This window comes from Marinomonas sp. (genome assembly GCF_965225885.1).
Lineage (GTDB): Bacteria > Pseudomonadota > Gammaproteobacteria > Pseudomonadales > Marinomonadaceae > Marinomonas.
Window position 1 is genome coordinate 1,971,058 of the sequence record NZ_OZ245329.1, and the last position, 17,859, is coordinate 1,988,916.

The 17,859-nt window shown below is 42.7% G+C and carries 14 protein-coding genes; 6 read left to right on the plus strand and 8 right to left on the minus strand.

Annotated features, from left to right (window positions below):
• Nucleotides 1-181: 181 nt before the first annotated feature.
• Together ACO05V_RS09370 and zigA are read left to right on the plus strand one after the other, a co-directional pair.
• Nucleotides 182-1,042: a delta-class carbonic anhydrase gene (locus ACO05V_RS09370; protein ID WP_421850088.1), complete on the plus strand. Its 861-nt coding sequence runs from the start codon at nt 182-184 to the stop codon at nt 1,040-1,042.
• 182 nt (nt 1,043-1,224) lie between these two features.
• Complete coding sequence (zigA, locus tag ACO05V_RS09375; protein WP_421850091.1) at nt 1,225-2,436, plus strand: zinc metallochaperone GTPase ZigA; 1,212 nt, start codon at nt 1,225-1,227, stop codon at nt 2,434-2,436.
• Nucleotides 2,437-2,526: 90 nt separating this feature from the next.
• Here zigA and ACO05V_RS09380 read toward each other — a convergent pair whose 3' ends face one another.
• The 4 genes from ACO05V_RS09380 to ACO05V_RS09395 form a co-directional block, all read right to left on the minus strand.
• The gene (locus tag ACO05V_RS09380; protein ID WP_421850094.1) at nt 2,527-5,721 is read right to left on the minus strand and encodes an efflux RND transporter permease subunit; all 3,195 of its coding nucleotides are present in this window, start codon (nt 5,719-5,721) and stop codon (nt 2,527-2,529) included.
• Nucleotides 5,721-6,884 carry an efflux RND transporter periplasmic adaptor subunit gene (locus ACO05V_RS09385; protein WP_421850097.1) on the minus strand — a complete coding sequence of 388 codons (1,164 nt, stop codon included), beginning with the start codon at nt 6,882-6,884 and terminating at the stop codon, nt 5,721-5,723. The genes ACO05V_RS09380 and ACO05V_RS09385 overlap by 1 nt, the downstream gene beginning before the upstream one ends.
• Nucleotides 6,881-8,221, minus strand: a complete 1,341-nt coding sequence (locus tag ACO05V_RS09390) for a TolC family protein (RefSeq protein WP_421850100.1) — start codon at nt 8,219-8,221, stop codon at nt 6,881-6,883. The genes ACO05V_RS09385 and ACO05V_RS09390 overlap by 4 nt, the downstream gene beginning before the upstream one ends.
• A 200-nt stretch (nt 8,222-8,421) precedes the next feature.
• On the minus strand, nt 8,422-9,867 hold the full coding sequence (locus tag ACO05V_RS09395) for a PLP-dependent aminotransferase family protein (protein ID WP_421850103.1): 1,446 nt from the start codon (nt 9,865-9,867) through the stop codon (nt 8,422-8,424).
• Nucleotides 9,868-10,103: 236 nt separating this feature from the next.
• Here ACO05V_RS09395 and ACO05V_RS09400 point away from each other — a divergent pair, with 236 nt between their 5' ends.
• The 4 genes from ACO05V_RS09400 (at nt 10,104) to ACO05V_RS09415 (ending at nt 11,763) form a co-directional block, all read left to right on the plus strand.
• Nucleotides 10,104-10,310 carry a hypothetical protein gene (locus ACO05V_RS09400; RefSeq protein WP_421850106.1) on the plus strand — a complete coding sequence of 69 codons (207 nt, stop codon included), beginning with the start codon at nt 10,104-10,106 and terminating at the stop codon, nt 10,308-10,310.
• Nucleotides 10,307-10,915 (plus strand): LysE family translocator, encoded by a 609-nt coding sequence (locus ACO05V_RS09405; RefSeq protein ID WP_421850109.1) that lies wholly within the window; start codon nt 10,307-10,309, stop codon nt 10,913-10,915. Before ACO05V_RS09400 ends, ACO05V_RS09405 begins: the two co-directional genes overlap by 4 nt.
• A 22-nt stretch (nt 10,916-10,937) precedes the next feature.
• Nucleotides 10,938-11,276 carry a GIY-YIG nuclease family protein gene (locus tag ACO05V_RS09410; protein WP_421850111.1) on the plus strand — a complete coding sequence of 113 codons (339 nt, stop codon included), beginning with the start codon at nt 10,938-10,940 and terminating at the stop codon, nt 11,274-11,276.
• Between the two features lie 85 nt (nt 11,277-11,361).
• Nucleotides 11,362-11,763, plus strand: a complete 402-nt coding sequence (locus ACO05V_RS09415; RefSeq protein ID WP_421850114.1) for a VOC family protein — start codon at nt 11,362-11,364, stop codon at nt 11,761-11,763.
• Here ACO05V_RS09415 and ACO05V_RS09420 read toward each other — a convergent pair.
• From ACO05V_RS09420 to ACO05V_RS09435, 4 genes are all read right to left on the minus strand, one after another.
• Nucleotides 11,738-13,747, minus strand: coding sequence for a RecQ family ATP-dependent DNA helicase (locus ACO05V_RS09420; RefSeq protein WP_421850117.1), 2,010 nt, complete (start codon nt 13,745-13,747; stop codon nt 11,738-11,740). The two genes, ACO05V_RS09415 and ACO05V_RS09420, sit on opposite strands and share 26 nt — an antisense overlap.
• Nucleotides 13,744-14,751: a serine/threonine protein kinase gene (locus ACO05V_RS09425; RefSeq protein WP_421850120.1), complete on the minus strand. Its 1,008-nt coding sequence runs from the start codon at nt 14,749-14,751 to the stop codon at nt 13,744-13,746. Before ACO05V_RS09425 ends, ACO05V_RS09420 begins: the two co-directional genes overlap by 4 nt.
• 90 nt (nt 14,752-14,841) lie before the next feature.
• Nucleotides 14,842-16,107 (minus strand): response regulator, encoded by a 1,266-nt coding sequence (locus ACO05V_RS09430; protein ID WP_421850123.1) that lies wholly within the window; start codon nt 16,105-16,107, stop codon nt 14,842-14,844.
• 342 nt (nt 16,108-16,449) lie between these two features.
• Nucleotides 16,450-17,703, minus strand: coding sequence for a response regulator (locus ACO05V_RS09435; protein ID WP_421850126.1), 1,254 nt, complete (start codon nt 17,701-17,703; stop codon nt 16,450-16,452).
• Between the last annotated feature and the right edge of the window lie 156 nt (nt 17,704-17,859).

A 17,859-nucleotide genomic window follows, 5' to 3' on the forward strand; every position in this document is an offset into this window, starting at 1 on the left:
GGTATAGGCGTATTTTTTTTAAATTCGTATTTAATTCAAATGTTTTGGCGTTTTTTATTCAAACAGCTTAATTTACGGTCATATTGAATTGCTGGAATACCTTATATAAAAGTGTGCTTTTCTTTTGGAATAAATGAAAAGCTTATGTGGCTAAAATCTAGACTGAACTAAGGAATGGCTTATGAGAATAAATGCAGTTGTTGGTGTGATTGGGTTGACTGTTTTTTCAGGAATTTCTTATGCTGAAGAGCATAAGGTGCTTTCTGATGAAACGATTAATGAGCAGCGTCAAACTTTGGCTGGAAATACCGATGGCAAGGGGTTTGGCCCGCAATCTCCACGAGATATTGATCTTAAATTTGGTCGTAATATGCGAACATTTGGAGAGGCGCCAGTATCGGCTCAAATGAACCTCTGTAATATCCACTTTCATAAGAATGCAGAGCATAAGGGGGGCGAGTTCACTCAATATGCAGGCGATGGCGATGGCGAAGGTTATCAAACAGGTTATTTATACTCAGGTAAACTGACCGCTCAAGAGCTCAAGCCTATCAAAGGTCGTTCTGTTTGTAACAGTAAGCACAGCCAAGTCTTCCCCGGCGATACCATCGAAGTGCATTATGTGTATTCTTCTGCACAAGTACAGCCAGGCGCTACTTTAGGCGCTTGCATCAGTGAAGCAATAAAGAATCCACAGTTGCGTGTTGAAGCGCAGGTTTATGTGGTGGTGAATGATGATAAAGCACTGAACTTCAATGCTTTGACGGCTCACGATGTTCGCAATGGCCATTATCAAGCAACAGACATTCCTAATAATACAGGCACACCAGTGACTTATGCTGGTTCTACGACTGGACCAAGTTACAACGAGAAAGCCTCGCCTTTTCAAGTGACATGGAATGTTCGTCCTAAAGTCGCGAAGGTTGATATTCAATCGGTAGGAGATTGGTGTGATAGTCAAAATATCTACAAAGAAGATCACGCTCATGGTGTGAGGAACTTGATTACTAATCCAGATTTGCTATCAAAGATTTCTAATTAAAATGAAACAGCATTAATTTCCGTTTAAATCGCTTTTTAGCTTCTGTGTAAAGCCCTCTTTTTGAGGGCTTTTTCGTTGGTTTTTAGAGATGTTTTTGCTTCTGCCAGATCTTATCAAAAAGGCACCTATCTCGCTTTATAGAAATGTTATATCATAACATTAATATCTTGTAGGAGAGGTTTATGAAAAGTATGCAAGGCAAATTGCCAGTTACGGTTTTATCTGGCTTTTTAGGGGCTGGTAAGACGACGGTTTTAAGCCATATATTGAATAATCGTGATGGTTTAAAAGTCGCGGTGATTGTGAACGATATGAGTGAAATCAATATCGATGCGGCGACAATTAAACAAGAAGTGTCATTAAATCGCAGTGAAGAAAAGTTAGTCGAAATGAGTAACGGCTGCATTTGCTGTACCTTGCGAGAAGACCTTTTGATTGAGGTTCGAAAGCTTGCTGAAGACAATTGCTTCGATTATTTAGTAATTGAATCGACGGGGATTTCAGAGCCTTTACCGGTAGCTGAAACTTTCACGTTTGCGGATGAAGACGGTGTGAGTTTATCGGACATTGCGCGCCTTGATACCATGGTCACTGTCGTGGATGCGGTGAATTTTATGAAGGATTATGATGCGGCAATCTCTTTGCAGGAAACGGGTGAGTCTCTTGGTGAGGAAGACGAACGCAGCGTGGCGGATTTGTTGATTGATCAAGTTGAGTTTGCTGACATCATCTTAATCAGTAAAACCGATTTGGTGAGCGAAGCGGAATTACGACAATTAGAATCCATCCTGCGAAGCTTTAATACAGAGGCTGAAATTATCCCAATTCATCAAGGCAAAATAGAGCCTAAACGTCTTTTGGGAACCGGCAAGTTTAGCTTTGAAAAAGCGCAACAAGCTGCGGGATGGTTAAAAGAAATGCGTGGCGAGCATGTGCCAGAAACAGAAGAATATGGCATTGCTAGTTTTTCCTATTTGGCGAGACGACCTTTTCGCCCACAGCGCTTTTTTGATTTTCTTCATGACACGGAATCTTACGGAAAATTGTTGCGTTCGAAAGGTTTTTTTTGGCTAGCGACTCGCCCAGAGTTCGCAGGGCAATGGAGTCAGGCGGGCGGTATTGCGCATTATGGTTTTGCAGGTATGTTTTGGAAGGCTGTTCCCAAAGACAAATGGCCACAAGATCCAGAATATCTTGAATCGATAGCAGATCAATGGGTAGAACCTTTCGGCGACATGCGTCAGGAGTTGGTGTTTATCGGCCAAAACCTGAAAAAAGAGGCAGTGATAGCAGCGCTGGACGCTTGTTTGTTAAGTGACCAAGAACTTCTCGCTGGTAAAGCGGAATGGGCAACATTGCCTGATCCATTTCCTGAATGGGATGAAGTTGCTTAAGATCATTAGATGTAAAAACTAAGAAGCCTTGCTTAAACAGATAAGCAAGGCTTTTTAGTTTGTATCGCTTGTTCGTACTACTTGTATTGTTTATTTGTTTTCTTTTATTGGCTCTAGCACTTCTACGGTTTTGCTTTTTAATCGATCAATTAGGTTATGAACGTCTTCTTTGATCATCAGTAGTACAGGAATTAACACCAGCGTAATAACGGTGGCGAACATAATGCCGTAACCAAGTGACACCGCTGCAGGAATCAAGGCTTGAGCTTGTCTTGATGTTTCCCACAGGATTGGAATGAGCCCTGCAAAAGTCGTGAAAGACGTCAGCAATACTGCGCGTAAACGGCTTTGGCAAGCTTGGCGAATGGCTTGTTTTACATGTACTGTGTCTTTGCGAATGTCGTTGAATCGTGAGACGAGCAATAAGCTATCGTTTACCACAACACCACTCAGAGCCAGGATGCCATTGAGCGAGAAAATGCTCAAGGCAAGGTCATTCATCCAGTGACCTAAGAGCGCACCAATGATGCCAAATGGAATCGCCATCATGATGATGATGGGTTGGCTGTAAGATTTTAACGGAATGGCTAACAAGGCATAAATGATCAGCATTGCCAGCATAAACATTTTCGCTAATGAGGATTCTGTTTCGGCTTGTTCTTCGGCTTCTCCTGAAAAGTCAAAATTCACACTGGAAAATTGCTTTTGCAAATTAGGCATGATGGCGCTTTGCAGATAATCGACCACTTCTGTGGAGGACATGACGTCTTTGTCTACTTCGGCAGACAGATAATAAGAGCGTTTGCCATCAATGCGAATAATGTCGGTCTGAACTTCTGTTTTCGTTAGGCTTGCCACCGTCGAGAGCGGGATCCTTGCGCCATTTTCGAGGGCAATTTTGGTGTTCATCACCGCCGCTGGAGATTCTTGTTGATCTTTCGGAAAGCCTAGGCGGACTTCAATTTCGTCGTTATCTCGTTGGTATTTTTGTACGACGGTACCATCGAAATTTTGTGATACTTGGCTGGCAAGATCCGTGGTGTTGAGCCCTAATAAACGTCCTTGCTCAGTCAGATCGAGCGCCAAGCGTGCTTCAGGCGGCGTATCAAATTTTTCCACACCAGTGACGGCTGGAATAGCGTTTAATTTTTCGATAAAAGTTTCCATTGCGCCGTCCAGCGCGCTGGAATCGCTACTGGTGAGTTCCACATACAGAGCATCTACCGTGTCTTGACCGTAGCGGATCCGCAAGCTTTTCACACCTTCCACTTGGGCCGAAATGTCCTGCCATTTACTAGTGAATTGTCTTGAATTGTAATAAGGAGAACCGCTGACCAGCTCGACACGAAAATTACCGCCTTGATCACCACTTGAAGCCGTTTGTATATGTTTAATCCCTGTAGCTTGCGGAGACGTGTCCGCGGGAATTGTGCCTTTTTTCTTCGCTTCTTGAATAAGTTCTTTATCCGCTTGATAGGCTTTTTGCTCGATAATTAATAGCGCTTTTTGCGTTTCTCCGTAGCTGCTGTCACTTTGCATGGTTAGCGTGGTGCGAACAGAATCGCCGGGAATACGAGGGAAAAAGCTCATGCGAATATCACCGGTGAAAGGCATTGACATAACCAATGCAAACAAGGTGATGAAAACAACACACATGGCGTAGCGTTGCTGTAATGCAAAGTCAATGGCAGGACGGTAGAGTTTGTCGCTAAAAAACTGTAAGCCTTTATCGGCGCCGCCTTGAATGATTGCCCAGAAAGAAGACAAGATATTGTTTGGTTTGGATTTGCGAGTATTTAGGTGAGACAAATGCGCAGGCAAAATAATTTTTGACTCAATCACCGAGAGCACCAAGCAAATGGCCACAACAATGGCGAATTGGGAGTAAATCTGTCCGAGTCGACCATCTATATTGGATAAGGCCCAAAAGGCCGCCACTGTGGTGAATACGCCAAATAACGTTGGCACGGCCACTTCCATTGTGCCCTTAATGGTATTGCCTAAGGTGTCGCCGTCTCTGGCTCTGGTGGCATAGACGCTTTCCCCGACCACCACGGCATCATCGACGACAATCCCTAACGCAAGGATAAAACCAAAGGTGGTGATCATGTTTAAGGTTAGGTTAATACTGCTGGTTCCCATGGCAAAAATAGTGCCGAAGAAAATGAAAGGCAAACCCATGGCAACCCAAAATGCCACGGTGATATTGAGGAAAATCGCCAGCAATACAAATACTAACAACACACCAGTGAGGGCGTTTTTGATCATCAATTCTAAACGTTGGTTGATGGATTCACTGCGATCATTCCAAGTAGTGAGCTGTATTTGCGACGGTAATCGACCGCTTTGTTTCCATTTATCCACTACTTTTTTAGTGGCTTCCACGGTATTGATGATGTCATCGTTGCCAGTGGTATTGACACGAATCGACAGACTGTCCTTTTGATTAAAACGTGACAACACAAACTTGTCGTCGTCAAAGGTGTCACGAATGGTCGCGATATCACCCAATTTAATGTTGCCGCCTGTGGCGTTGGTTTTGATGATGATATTGCTAAATTGTTGTTTAAAATACGCTTGTTCTGCGGCGCTGATTTTTAAGTAAACATCTTTATTACTAAGTGTTGCGACCCGCGCTGTGGCAGACTCAGCAGCAATGGCACTACTCAGATTAGCTAAGGTCAAGCCATAAGCTTCGAGTTTGTTTTTATCAACATCGATCAACATGGTGGATTTTAACGTGCCAGATATCGCCACTGAGTTGATTTGCTCATCAGCTAATAAGTCTGTTTTTAAATCATCTGCCAGTTTTTGTAAGGTGCGTCGATCCGCATCACCGTAAAGCTGAATAATAATGGCGAGTTCTGAGCGTGTGTCTTTGGTGATGATCGCACGATCAGCTTTGCTCGGAAAAGAATTTATTTCGCCGACTTTGTCTTTGATGTTGGAAAATACATCATCTAGTTCGTAGCCGTCTTTGACTTCAATATTGACGTCAGCCCCGCCCGCAGAAGACATCGACATAATGTTTTTGATGCCTTCTACGCCTTGTAGCTTTTGTTCGATGGGAATGGCGATGGCTTCTTCGCTTTCTTTGGCCGAGCCGCTGTCGTAGCTGACACTGATGTCTATGCCGTTAGGTGGAAGCGTTGGAAAGCTTTTTTTATTCAGCGATCCCATGTTGATAACGCCAAAAGAAATGACAAGCAACATCAACAAGTTGGCAGCAACAGGGTTGCCTGCAAACCAAGGAATAATGCCTTTTGGTTGATCAAGTGGATTCATTATTGAGACTGCTCTGACGGATTAACAAGGGTATTTTTTAAATAGCTACTAAATGGTTTTTTAACGACCTGATACGCTCGGTTTCTAAGATTTTCAGGTACCAAAATGTAGATGGATTGAGAATCAACAAAAAACGGTGTGGTATCAAAAGCATCAAGACGTTTCTCGTCATTCACGTACCAAATTTCACTTTTTTGGCTTAACGCGGTGCTAGGTAACTTCCATAAATTAGCAATGGCTTTGCCTTCCAATTGTGTGGTGACAAATGATCCGGGTAAGAGCGGTGGCGTTTGATCTAATGGCGAATCAACACCGACAATTAAACTGCGCATTCTGGTGGTGGTATCTATATGTTGATCTATACCAATAACTCGGCCTTGCCATTGATCATTGGAGTCTATGCTATGAATAATCACTGAGGTGCGGTTAAGCAGTGTTTTCATATCTGGCAGTTTTTGCCAATCGGTACTGGCAAGGTTGATAGTAATTTCGGCTCTGTCTGTGCTGTACAAAGTAGCCACTTCGCCGCCTGAGCTTAAGTAAGAGCCTGGCGAAATATTACGGCTGATAACCAAGGCATCAAATGGTGCGACTATTTGTGTGTGTTTTAGGTTGTCTTGGGCTTCTAATAAAGTGGCTTTCGCGGAATCCACTTCTGCCTGTGCGTTGGCTAGTTGAGGAACACGTAATACTAGATCAGAATCTGGATCGCCTTTAAATCCAGCGGCTTTCCATTCAGCACGGGCTTGATCGCCTTGGCGCATTTCTTCTTTGAGTGCCAGTTCTGCACTGGCTAAGGTTTTTTTGGCGTTGGCCACGGCACTGTTAAGTTCTTTGTTGTTTAAGCTAACCAAAATATCGCCTTTTTTGACGCGCTGGCCAGCTTCTAGATGATCAGATACCTTGGCTACTTCACCACTGACTTTGCTGTTTAAAGTCAGTTTGTATCTTGGGTTGGCAATGCCTGATGCCTTAATTGTCGCTTTATGGCTGGATGCGTTAACCGATACGACACTGATATCCAATGCTTCTTCTTTTTTCTCTGGTAGTGGTTTGCCTAAATCAAATTCTTTTTCACTTAAAGCATCGTCTATATAGAAATAGGCAGCGACAGCGATGAGTACAGAAATGATAAGAAGTATCCATTGCGAAGAGAGTTTCATTGTTGTTTTACTCCAAGGCCTAACGCCACGCCCAAGGTGATGCGGTTTGATAAGTGTTTGAAAATAAGTCCATCAAGCTGAGCTTCTAGATCAAAGGTGGTTTTTTGTGCGGCAATTAAATCATTGAGCTTTACCAAGCCGCTGCGATATTTTTTTTCGTATTGGGCAAGGTTGCTGCGAGAGCTCGCAAGGGCTTCTCTAATATGACTGACTTGCTGCTGTAGAACTTTTTCTTGCCCTATGGCGTTTTCCACTTCATTGACCGCGGTTAACAAGGTATTTCGATAGGCTTGGTAGGCTTTGGCGGTCTTTAATTTGGCAACTTCTCTGGCGGCTTTGAGTTTACCGCCTTGATAAAGTGGCTGGGTTAGCTGAGCCACTAACGACCAAACGGGCGAAGTAAATAACGCCATGCGAGGCGAGTCTGCGGATTGGCTTAACGCGGCGCTTAAGCTGATTGATGGCAGCATGTTTTTATAAGCCACTGTGGTATTTAGGTCTGCGGCTTCAATATTTAGATAAGCAGATTTTAAGTCAGGTCTGCGTTGTAGGCTTTGGTTTGGTAATTCGTCTAAGGTCAAGCTGACCTTCGGGTAATCCAGATTAGGCGAAATGTTTAGCTGTGTTGCTGTCCCCAGCAAAAGTTGTAGCTCGCGTTTTTGGGTTTCTAAGTTTTCTTTGTATTCTGCAAGATTGGCCCTCGATTGTGAGGTGGAGGTTCGTGCCTCGTCCATTTTTTCGAGATTATCTAGCCCGTTTTTAAAACGTTTTATGATGAGTTTTTCATTGGCCTCAAGTAGCTCAAGTCGTTGTTGCTCGATACTGATGGCATGTTGCTTGGCGGTTAATGACAACCAAGTCTTCATTACATTGGCCACAAGTGTGTCTCGGCTAGCTTGATAGAGTGCTTCGTCACTGGCTAAGGTTTTGCTGGCAGCTTGTTCTGTATTGGCCAGCTTGCCCCAAACGTCTAATTGCCAACTGACACTGATGTCAGCACTGTAGTTAGTGTCTGAGTCTTTGGACTTTTTCGAAGAAACATTGGCATCAACGGAAGGTAGTTGACTGCCTTGGGTACTTTTCAGCTCCCATAGGCTGGATTGTAGGGTAAGCAGGGTGCTTTGTAAGTTTGGATTTGCTTTGAGTGCTTGCTGGATTAATTCATCTAACAGTGGATCTTGAATGAGATCGGTTAAATGACTGGCAGGCGCTACAGTGTCTAGTGTATCCCATTGCGATACTTTTTCATTACTGACGGTATCTAGTTCTTGTTGTGCAAGATTGGCAAAATTTTCGCGGTTCTCTGTCGTGCTACATGCGGCGAGACTTAGGCTCAAAAAAAGGAGCCCTAAGTACCGTAAAGGCCTGTTTTGCATTCATTAAATCCTAATGAGGTGTTTGTTTAGACCGTCTTGGGCCTTTAAATAGCGTTTGTAAGATGACTTTACAATCAAGACGGTATTTTTACCTCATTATTGTGTCATTCGTTAGCGTTTTTAACTTTCTTTTCGTTTATTTACATTGCTGATTCATCTAGTCAGCTCGCCATGAGGTTGATGTTTATTGGCTTAGTTTGATCCATGGATTGCTTGAGGATTTTCGCCAAGGTTTTGATCGCCCATTCTCGCTTTTCCATGCTTTGCTCGCTGAAGTTAAGTCTAAAACAATTACGATATTTTCCGGTAGCTGAAAATAGTGGTCCGGGGGCAAAGCCAACACCTTCCTCTCGGCATTTTTTTACCAATTCCATGCTGTCGATATTAGGATTAAGTTCGACCCAGAGAATGAAACTGCCGGCAGGATAACTGACTCTTGTATCGTTAGGAAAATAGGTTTTTATAACGCTGAGTAAATGATCTCGATGTGTTTCATAGTTTTGCCTCATTTGACGAATATGTTTGGCGTAGCCGCCTAAACGAATGAATTTGGCGATGGCAAGTTGAGGCAGAACAGGACACATGGAGCTGCTAACGTATTTTATGTGAGTCACTTTGTCCCGATAACGTCCCGGTGCAATCCAGCCTACGCGCATGCCGGGTGCAATGGTTTTAGAAAACGATGAGCACAGCAGAACGCGGCCATCTGTATCAAAGGACTTAATGGTTTTAGGGCGAGGGAATTGATACGAAATATCACCATAAATATCGTCTTCTATGATGGCAATATCATAACTTTGTGCCAGTCGATAGAGCTGTTCTTTTTTATCTTCTGGCATGGTGTAACCCATTGGATTATTACAGGTCGGTGTGACAAAAATGGCTTTGATTGGCCACTGATCAAGTGCCAGCTCTAGCGCTTCTAAACTAATGCCTGTTTCGGGATGGGTTGGAATTTCCATCGCTTTAAGGTTTGCGGCTTTGATCGCCTGCATGGAACCATAAAAACTTGGTGATTCGATAGCAATGATGTCGCCGGGTTGTGTGACAGCTCGTAGACAAACCGATAGCGCCTCTTGGCAACCTGAAGTGACCACGAGATCGTCAGGGTGTAATTGGCAACCAGATGCGACAGCAAGTCGACAAAGTTGAGTGCGTAATTCTTCTGTGCCACGAATGTCCGCATAACCTAATCCTAACTCTGGTTTTTGCTTAGTAAGGTCTGACAAGGTTTTGAGTAAGGGCTTTAACGTTGCCGCTTTCATATCTGGCATGGCGTGCTGCAACTGTACGCCTTTATTGCCACTGCGATTCATTAACATATTGAGCACTTCTTCCCATTGGGAAACTTCTAAAGGGCGCTGCGGTGGCCTTGAGATACTCGGCAGATTGTCTTTTTTTCGAGAGCAAACAAAGTAGCCGGATTTAGGACGAGCTTCCACAAGTAATTCTTGCTCAAGCTGTCGATACGCTTCTTGTACAGTGGAAATGCTGACACCATGTTCTTGGGCTAATTGACGTACAGAAGGCAGTTTATCGCCTGACTTATAAAAGTCGTGCTGGATATGTTCGCGTAAGCGATTGGCAAGTTTTTGATAAAGCGTCATCTTATTCCCCTTAACTGCTGTCTTTTGGCCTGTATTGATTATAGAGCGATAAAGCTTCTCAGGTGACCATACAGATTTGAGTTTATTCTGCCATACAGTGCAATAAAACGGCTTACTGTGTGTTTGTCAAAGTGATTTTCTGAATCTGTATTGTATTTCTGTCTTCTCTTAAAGTGGTTGCTCATACACTTGGCACTTTTTAATTATTAAGTAGTGCGGCTTAAAAGGAGAAGATCATGCTAATTGTCAGCTTATTTGTTTGTATTCAACAAAGTGTAGAGCGTTTTCAAACGCGTAGAAAACTGATGAGATTAACGCCTCAGCAAATGACAGACATAGGTATGACAAAAGAACGACAGCAAGCCGAAGTGTCACAGGCAACGCTGTTGGGGTTGCTACGAGATGTGCTTTCATTTTCGAAAAGTAAAGGCTGGCCGTTATGATAGATACGTCGTTTTTTCTGGCATTGGCTATGTTTGCTTTTGTGACTTCAGTGACACCGGGGCCGAATAACATTATGTTACTAGCATCGGGGGCAAAATTTGGTTATCGCCGAACTTTACCGCATATGCTGGGGATTGTATTGGGTGTCGCAAGCTTGCTGCTGTCTACTTTGCTTGGTCTTGGTGCGTTGTTTACCTGGTATCCGCCGTTATACAGCGTATTAAAATGGGGTGGTTGTGCTTACTTGCTTTGGTTAGCTTGGAAAATTGGTAGTGCGCCAGTGGGAAACTTAGAAACTAAAAAAGCGCCATCTTTACCAATGCATTGGTGGCAGGCTTTGCTTTTCCAATATGTGAATCCAAAGGCTTGGATGATGGCGATTGGCTGTGTAAGTTCATTTGCTATTGCTGGAGATTTATATGTTCAGTCCGGTTTTTGGATGATCGTCTTATTTGCCGCGATGGGATTTCCTGCCATTTCAGTTTGGGCTTGGGCAGGTGTGAGTATTCGGCGTTGGTTAACCAATCAAAAACGCCAACGAATATTTAATTTTTTCATGGGAATGGCTACCGCCTCGACGTTATTACTGATTATTGGTCATTAAATAGCTCAGAAAGGAGTATCAAGTGACAGACTCGCAGGAAGAAAAAATTGTCTCGAAGGATAACGAGTGGAGTCTTTATATGATAAAGACTCGTATGAACACACTTTATACGGGCATTACTACCGATGTTGATCGACGCTTCAAAGAGCATTCTGGTAGCAGTAAGCGATCCGCTCGTTATCTAAAAGGTAAGGGGCCACTTGAATTGGTTTGGTATCAATCTGTTGGTTCAAAGAGTAACGCTTTAGTATTGGAGTATCAGGTGAAAAAACTGAATCGCCGACAAAAACTGAGCCTTATAGAAGGCGAAACAGACTTAATGTCATTGGGTCATTTATTGCAAAAAGAGGCAAGTCTTTAAGAGAGAATATAAGCTTGTCTTTCCTGCTGATCATTCGTAGCATGTCCTATATTTTGTGATGTCTTGCACTGGGAGGCAAGGAGCTATGATAAGTCATTTTGACCACATCGTTTTGACGGTGGCAAATATCGACAAGGCCGTGTCTTTTTACGAAACCGTGCTAAAAATGGAGACGGTCACTTTTGCTAACGGACGCAAAGCAATGCGCTTTGGTCAACAAAAAATCAACCTCCAATTATTGGGTCAAGAGCTTAGAAATCATGCAATGGAAGGGTCTGGCGATTTATGCCTGATTACCAATTGGACCATGGACGAAGTTGTTACTCATTTAAGAGCGTGCAAAGTGACTATCTTAGAAGGCCCCGTAGCGAAGTCTGGTGCACTAGGGCCAATCCAATCTGTCTATTTCAATGATCCAGATAATAATCTAATTGAAGTGAGCGTCTACGAAGACGAACTTTCTAATGACGTGCAAGAAGCTGAGTAACGGCTTCTAACACCGACAAATAGCTTCGCTCTTCATATACGCCAAAGCCGCTAAGTTGGCGGGCTTTTATCTTGGTGAGTATTGGTTGTGTTAAGCCTGTTAAAAAGCGCGTTATCAATACCGCTGTGACTGGCGTTGTTGGGCTTTTGCTTGCAACATGCTGAGCGAATTCTTGAACGTATCCCGCTAAATTACTTTGCCATTCAGCATCACTATTTATTTCTGCTTGCTGCGAAAATACAAGAACCTTTCCTCGGCAAACAGAACAGTGGCCGCAGTGTTCAGGTGAATTTTGATCACCAAAATAGCGTGCTAAGTTATTATTCAAACAGCGATCTAATTGGAAGAAGCGAATCATGGTAGCGATTCGTGCCACTTCGGCACTTTGTTTTTCCTCCACGTATTGGTGCAATTGGTTTGCTAATGTTTGATGGTGAAAATTCTCGGTATGCACCTGATACACTTCAGTTAAGCCTTTACTTTCTAGCGTCAAAACATTTTGATCGGCCGCGAATTCTAAGACTTGTAGTACGTCGCCCCGTGATAAGCCTGCTTCGTTAAACAGTCTATCAAAATCTGGTGTGCCCCAGATTTTCTTATATTGGATGCCTTTGAGGATTGCTTGGTAAGCGGCTTGCCATTCCGCTGGAATTTGGTTGGCAAAGGCGATTCTATCGCCTTCCCATTTGATTTTTACATCCGAGTAAAAGCTGTATTTTGGCATAATAGCGCCTAATAACTCTAGCTGAACTAATACCGTTTTTAACGGTAAAGACCGAATGTTGGTATGATTCGACAATCCATACAGCTGTGTTTGCCATTCGCTTGCACCGTTTTGTTCGACTGTTTGTTCCGTGATACTGCGCAGTAAGGTGTCTATGTCTTGCGGCTCTGGTGTGTCGCCATAGACAAAGTTTTCTAGGGTGCTTAAACCCTCTAAACTGGCGAGCATTACACATCGGCTCGGTTGGTTGTCTCGCCCCGCACGGCCAATTTCTTGGCTGTAGTTCTCGATTGATTTGGGTAAATCAAAATGCACGACTAAACGAATATCAGATTTGTCGATGCCCATGCCAAACGCAATCGTTGCAACGATAATGCGTGTTTTACTATTCATTGCTTTGTCATTCATGAAACGGGCTTGAATCTCGCTGCGGACATCGCTACCCAATCCAGCATGATAAGCTTCAGCAGAATAACCAGCGGCTTGTAGGGCGCGAGCGACATCTTCGGCGGTTTTCTGCTGGGTCACGTAAACTATGCTCGCACCTTGAGTTTCGTTCAGAATGTTTTTTAAGGCGTTTAGTTTTTCATAGCTTGATTCTTTATTAGAGGGAATCGAAATCAGGTCAATGTCTAAATTGTGTCGATAAAAACCAGTTTGAACTATGTGTTCAGGGTAAATGGCAAACTTCTGTGCCATGTCTCTTTGTACTCGCCGCGTTGCTGTAGCGGTTAGCAGCAGAACTAATGGAATGGCTAATTCTTGTTGGTAAGAGGGCAGTTTTAGATAGTCAGGTCGAAAGTTATGGCCCCACTCAGAAATACAGTGAGCTTCGTCAACCACTAACATAGAAATCGGAATGCGCTTGATAAAACGACGAAAGCGTTCGTTTTTAAAGCGTTCGACTGAGATCATTAAAATCTTAATCGAACCACTCTGTACGCCAGCCATGACAGCTTGGCTTTCATCTTTGGTTTGACTGGAGTCTAAACAGGCGGCAGGAATGCCTTTTGCGGTTAGAAACGCCAATTGATCATGCATCAAAGCGATCAATGGCGAAATCACTAGTGTCAAATTAGGCAGTTGCGTGGCGGTGAATTGGTAACATAAGGATTTACCTGAACCGGTAGGGAAAACCGCTAGAGAAGAATGTCCATTGAGTAATTGTTCGATGGTTTGTTTTTGGCCTTCACGAAACTCTGTGAATCCGAATAGTGATTGTAGAGATGGTTCTAAAGGCGTTGTATTGATAGGTATCATCTTGAGATTTGTCCCCATTCTAATTCGCAGTTTTTGAGTTCGTTTAAGTGATTTATCCAGTAATCTTCACTGCCAAACCAAGCGAAGGCTTTGGGAAAAGCAGGGTCATGCCAACGACTTTGTAGCCACGCCGTGTAACTGATAATACGCACGCATTTGAATACATCGACCAAATCTAATTCGCGAGTTTCAAATGGCAAATAGGTTTCATAGCCTTCGATGATTTCGCTTAACTGTTGTCTTGGATTTTCTGTCTGGGTGATGTGTAGCCATAAATCTTGCACGGCAACGCCATTCTGGCAATCGTCAAAATCTAATAAGTGGAACTGGCCGTCGTGCAGCATTAAGTTGCTACGATGGCTGTCGCCATGAATTGGGCGAAGCCGCGTTGGCCAATAGTTCTTTATGCTGGCCTCGCACTTATCTCGTAGTATTGAAATTTGCTTTTTATAAATCGGCTTGAGCTTTTCAGGTAGCTGTAACTCTTCTGCTAGTTCTGCTTGTCCAAATAAAGTACGCCCCGTCAAAATTTGATTGGCAGCATCGTCCATTTGAGACAGAGGGGAGACGCTGATGCGCTCTTTAAAGGGGGTTGTTGATAGCGTTTGATGCAGCTGGCCAATGAGTTCGCCAATTTGATAAAGCTGATCTAGATTGTCTGCTTCAGGGTGTTGTCCAACTAGACGTGGAGATAAACAAAAATACATGTCGTTGTGGCGAAGCAAACTCTCACCATTAAATTCTAACGGAGCAACAACGGGAACGCCCGCCGCTTTGAGTGTTAACAATGTTTGGTGCTCTTCGCGAATCTGTGCTTCGTTCCAGCGTTCTGGGCGGTAAAACTTAGCAATGACAGACGAAGCCTCTTCAATACCAATTTGATAAACCCTATTTTCGTAACTATTTAACGGGTAAATACGAGAATCGCTCCATAAACCGGTGGACTCTACGGCATCTAAAATGACATCAGGAATAAGGGAAGAAAAGGAATGAGTAGCCGTCATAAAGGATGCTCTGATATTAAGGATAAAAATGTGTATGTGACGATAGCGTCAATTTGAAAATTAGCGCATGACCATAACGGTGTGAGGGGATTATAGCAAGCCGAGGCGTTTTTTCAGTGTGTGTTTTTGGGCATCAGTAAGAGGAGAGGCTTGTCCTGATTTAATCAAACGGTTCCATTGCTTCCACGATTTAACCGCTTCAATTACATGATCACGAGCTAGATACTGCTGGATTTCGACACGAAAGGAGTTGGAGATAGCCGAGGGATTTGTTTTTCCAAAGGCCCTAAGGCGGATAAGTGTACGCTTAAATTTATCAGCCAGCTTTGAATTGTCTGAGCTGCTTGTCATCATATTGGTTAGGCACTTTAAGTACTCGTAATAGTATTCGACTTTTTCGTGGCTGGTTTCTCGGGTTAATCGAATTAAACGAGAATAGGCTTGTTCCGCAGTGGGCCAGTCTTGTAGTTGCATACTTATTTGAGCAAGTCTGATTACACGTTCTGAAGAGCGAGGAGAGGCTTTAAGTGCGCTGATCATGGTTGCTTGAGCGTCTTCTAGATTGCCTAGCTCTTCATAGGCATCGGTCAGTAGATCATAAGCAGATAAAAAGTGCCGACTTAAGTTGATTGTGTACTCTAGTTTTTTGACAGCGGCAACAATGGCACCTAGTTTTAACTCGCAGAGTGCAATACCAAAATGTGCCCAAGCAAGGTTTTTGCTTTTTTGAGTGACCAGTGTGTAATGTTTTTTGGCCTCTTTATAATGGCCTCGCGCATATAAGGATTCGCCAATTGTTTTTAAACACTGACTGGCAAAGTGAGGATGTTGCGTCATGATGATTTTTGCTTGTGCTTCCATTGTTTCGAAATCATTTTCTTTTCGTGCATTATTGATGGTTTCAAATATTTTCTTTTGTTTTTGAACTCTCTCGAAGCGACGGAAAAAGGCAGCAGGAGGAAAGGGTTTTACCAGATAGCTATCTGGTTGAAACTCTAAGGCACTAACCACGCTCTCATAGGCGGTGTCGGCCGTAATCATGATGAAGATGTTGGAGTAATCTTGAGAGTAGTTTTTGCGTGATGCTTCTAAAATTTGCTGTCCATCGACGCTACCACCAAGGTTGTAATCCGATAAAACGACGTCGTATGGCCTTTCTAATATTCGTTTGAGGGCTGACTGCCCTGACTGCTCCACATCGATATTGGTGTATCCTATTGATGCCACTAACGATTTCAACATAAGCCGCATTTCACCAATATCTTCGATGATCAAAACACGTTTTTTGCTTAAGTCGATAAACTCTTGCTGAACGCTGTTTGTGTTTTCAACACCTGGGATGATTGCATCTGCCAAAGGTACTACCTGACTTTAAAAGCTTGATATAAATTTAGAGTTACCTTTATATCATTGGAAAAACTAAAAAAACTTATAGTAATCGTTACTTATAGTTAAAATCTGTAAGCTATTAAAGTTTTTATTTAATATCAATGAGATATGGGGGGATTAAGGTTTTACGGGCGTAAGCGGAGTTGTCTTGTTATGAGTGTTCTAGTTCGAATGATTGTGTTTTTAAAGGATTTAAAGTTGGCAGCTTTTATTGGATAGCTTTTTAAATAAGTTTTTATATTGGTTAAACTGGGTGTAAGAGACTGTAAATAAAGATATGAAGGTTTCTATTTACAGTCTAGATTACATTTAAGGCAATCCTAGTCGTCTTTTTAAAGTAAATTCTTGCTCTCGCGTTATCGGCGATGCTTTCCCAGATAATATTAACTGCTTCCATTGTTTCCAAGACTTAACAGCGTCATTGACACGTTCTAAATTGAGGTGTTGCTGAACCTCAACACGAAAGGAATTTGAGATAACAATCGGGTCGTCTTTTCCTAACATACGTAATCTTGTTAAGGAGCGCTTGAGCTTTTCTGCTGTTTGCGGTGGATGCTCTTTATCTTCTTGTATTGCGATGAGGCATTTTAAATGCTCGTAATAGTGTTCTATTTTTTCATGCTGAGTATCTTTGGTTAAACGAATGACTCTTGAATAAGCTTGTTCCGCAACTTTCCAGTCTTTTAGTTGAACACTAAGTTTGCCAAGTCTTCTCGCCCTAGCTAGCGATCTAGGTGTTACATCTAGACTAGCCATGATCGCTTTTTGAGCGTCTTTTAAGTTGTCTAACTCTTCTTGTATATCAGCTAGGAAATCATAAGCGGGTAAAAAGTGAGGACTAATACTGATGACTTTTTCTAAATTACCCACTGCCGCCAATGGCTGTTTTAGGTTTAAATCGCATTGTGCAACACCGAAGTAAGCCCAAGAAAGTTCCTTATTATGTTTGAGCACTCGCATGTAGTGTATCTTGGCTGCTTTATAATCTTTTTTTGATAGCAAAGACTCACCAATAATCTTCAGGCATAAGTTACGATATTGAGGATGTTGAGTCATGATGGCCTTAGCTTTGCTCTCCATCATCTCAAAGTTCATTTTTCCACGCAGTTCATCAACTTCTGAAAATATATTTTTTTGTTGCTTAATACGGCTTAGTCGTCGATGTAGTGTTGCAGGCGTAAACGGTTTAACCATATAACTATCAGGTCGATGTTCTATTGCGCTCACTACACTGTCATAACCTGTATCTGCAGTAATCATGATGAAAATCGTAGAGTCGCTTAGTAACTTGTTTTTACGCGAGGTCTCTAAAACTTGTTGGCCATTGATTCGACCACCAAGGTTGTAATCGGAAAGGATTATATCAAAACGTTTTGAAGCGATACGTTTTAGAGCACTTTGACCTGAGGCCTCGACTTCTATGTTTGTGTAGCCCAAAGAGTGCATCATAGATCTCAGCATTAGACGCATTTCACTCATATCGTCAATGATCAATATGGTCTTTTTACTTATATCTTCTAGGGTTGTTTTGTCATTTACGTTAGTCGCGAATGCGTCTGTCACTTGTCAACTTTCCTTAGTATGCTTACTCACATAAAGAGCGTATAAAATTACAAATAGTTACAGTGCAATTTATACCATACTTAGCAAGGTTGTCCCTAGTGCTTTTTGATTAACTTAACTAGAAAAAATTGTAAAAAATATGGAGTTTACATATGA

Coding starts and splice junctions, on each gene's coding strand:
- zigA (WP_421850091.1), top strand. CDS start 1,225: ATGAAAAGTATGCAAGGCAAATTGCCAGTTACGGTTTTATCTGGCTTT.
- ACO05V_RS09395 (WP_421850103.1), bottom strand. CDS start 9,867: ATGACGCTTTATCAAAAACTTGCCAATCGCTTACGCGAACATATCCAG.
- ACO05V_RS09405 (WP_421850109.1), top strand. CDS start 10,307: ATGATAGATACGTCGTTTTTTCTGGCATTGGCTATGTTTGCTTTTGTG.
- ACO05V_RS09385 (WP_421850097.1), bottom strand. CDS start 6,884: ATGAAACTCTCTTCGCAATGGATACTTCTTATCATTTCTGTACTCATC.
- ACO05V_RS09380 (WP_421850094.1), bottom strand. CDS start 5,721: ATGAATCCACTTGATCAACCAAAAGGCATTATTCCTTGGTTTGCAGGC.
- ACO05V_RS09415 (WP_421850114.1), top strand. CDS start 11,362: ATGATAAGTCATTTTGACCACATCGTTTTGACGGTGGCAAATATCGAC.
- ACO05V_RS09370 (WP_421850088.1), top strand. CDS start 182: ATGAGAATAAATGCAGTTGTTGGTGTGATTGGGTTGACTGTTTTTTCA.
- ACO05V_RS09425 (WP_421850120.1), bottom strand. CDS start 14,751: ATGACGGCTACTCATTCCTTTTCTTCCCTTATTCCTGATGTCATTTTA.
- ACO05V_RS09420 (WP_421850117.1), bottom strand. CDS start 13,747: ATGATACCTATCAATACAACGCCTTTAGAACCATCTCTACAATCACTA.
- ACO05V_RS09400 (WP_421850106.1), top strand. CDS start 10,104: ATGCTAATTGTCAGCTTATTTGTTTGTATTCAACAAAGTGTAGAGCGT.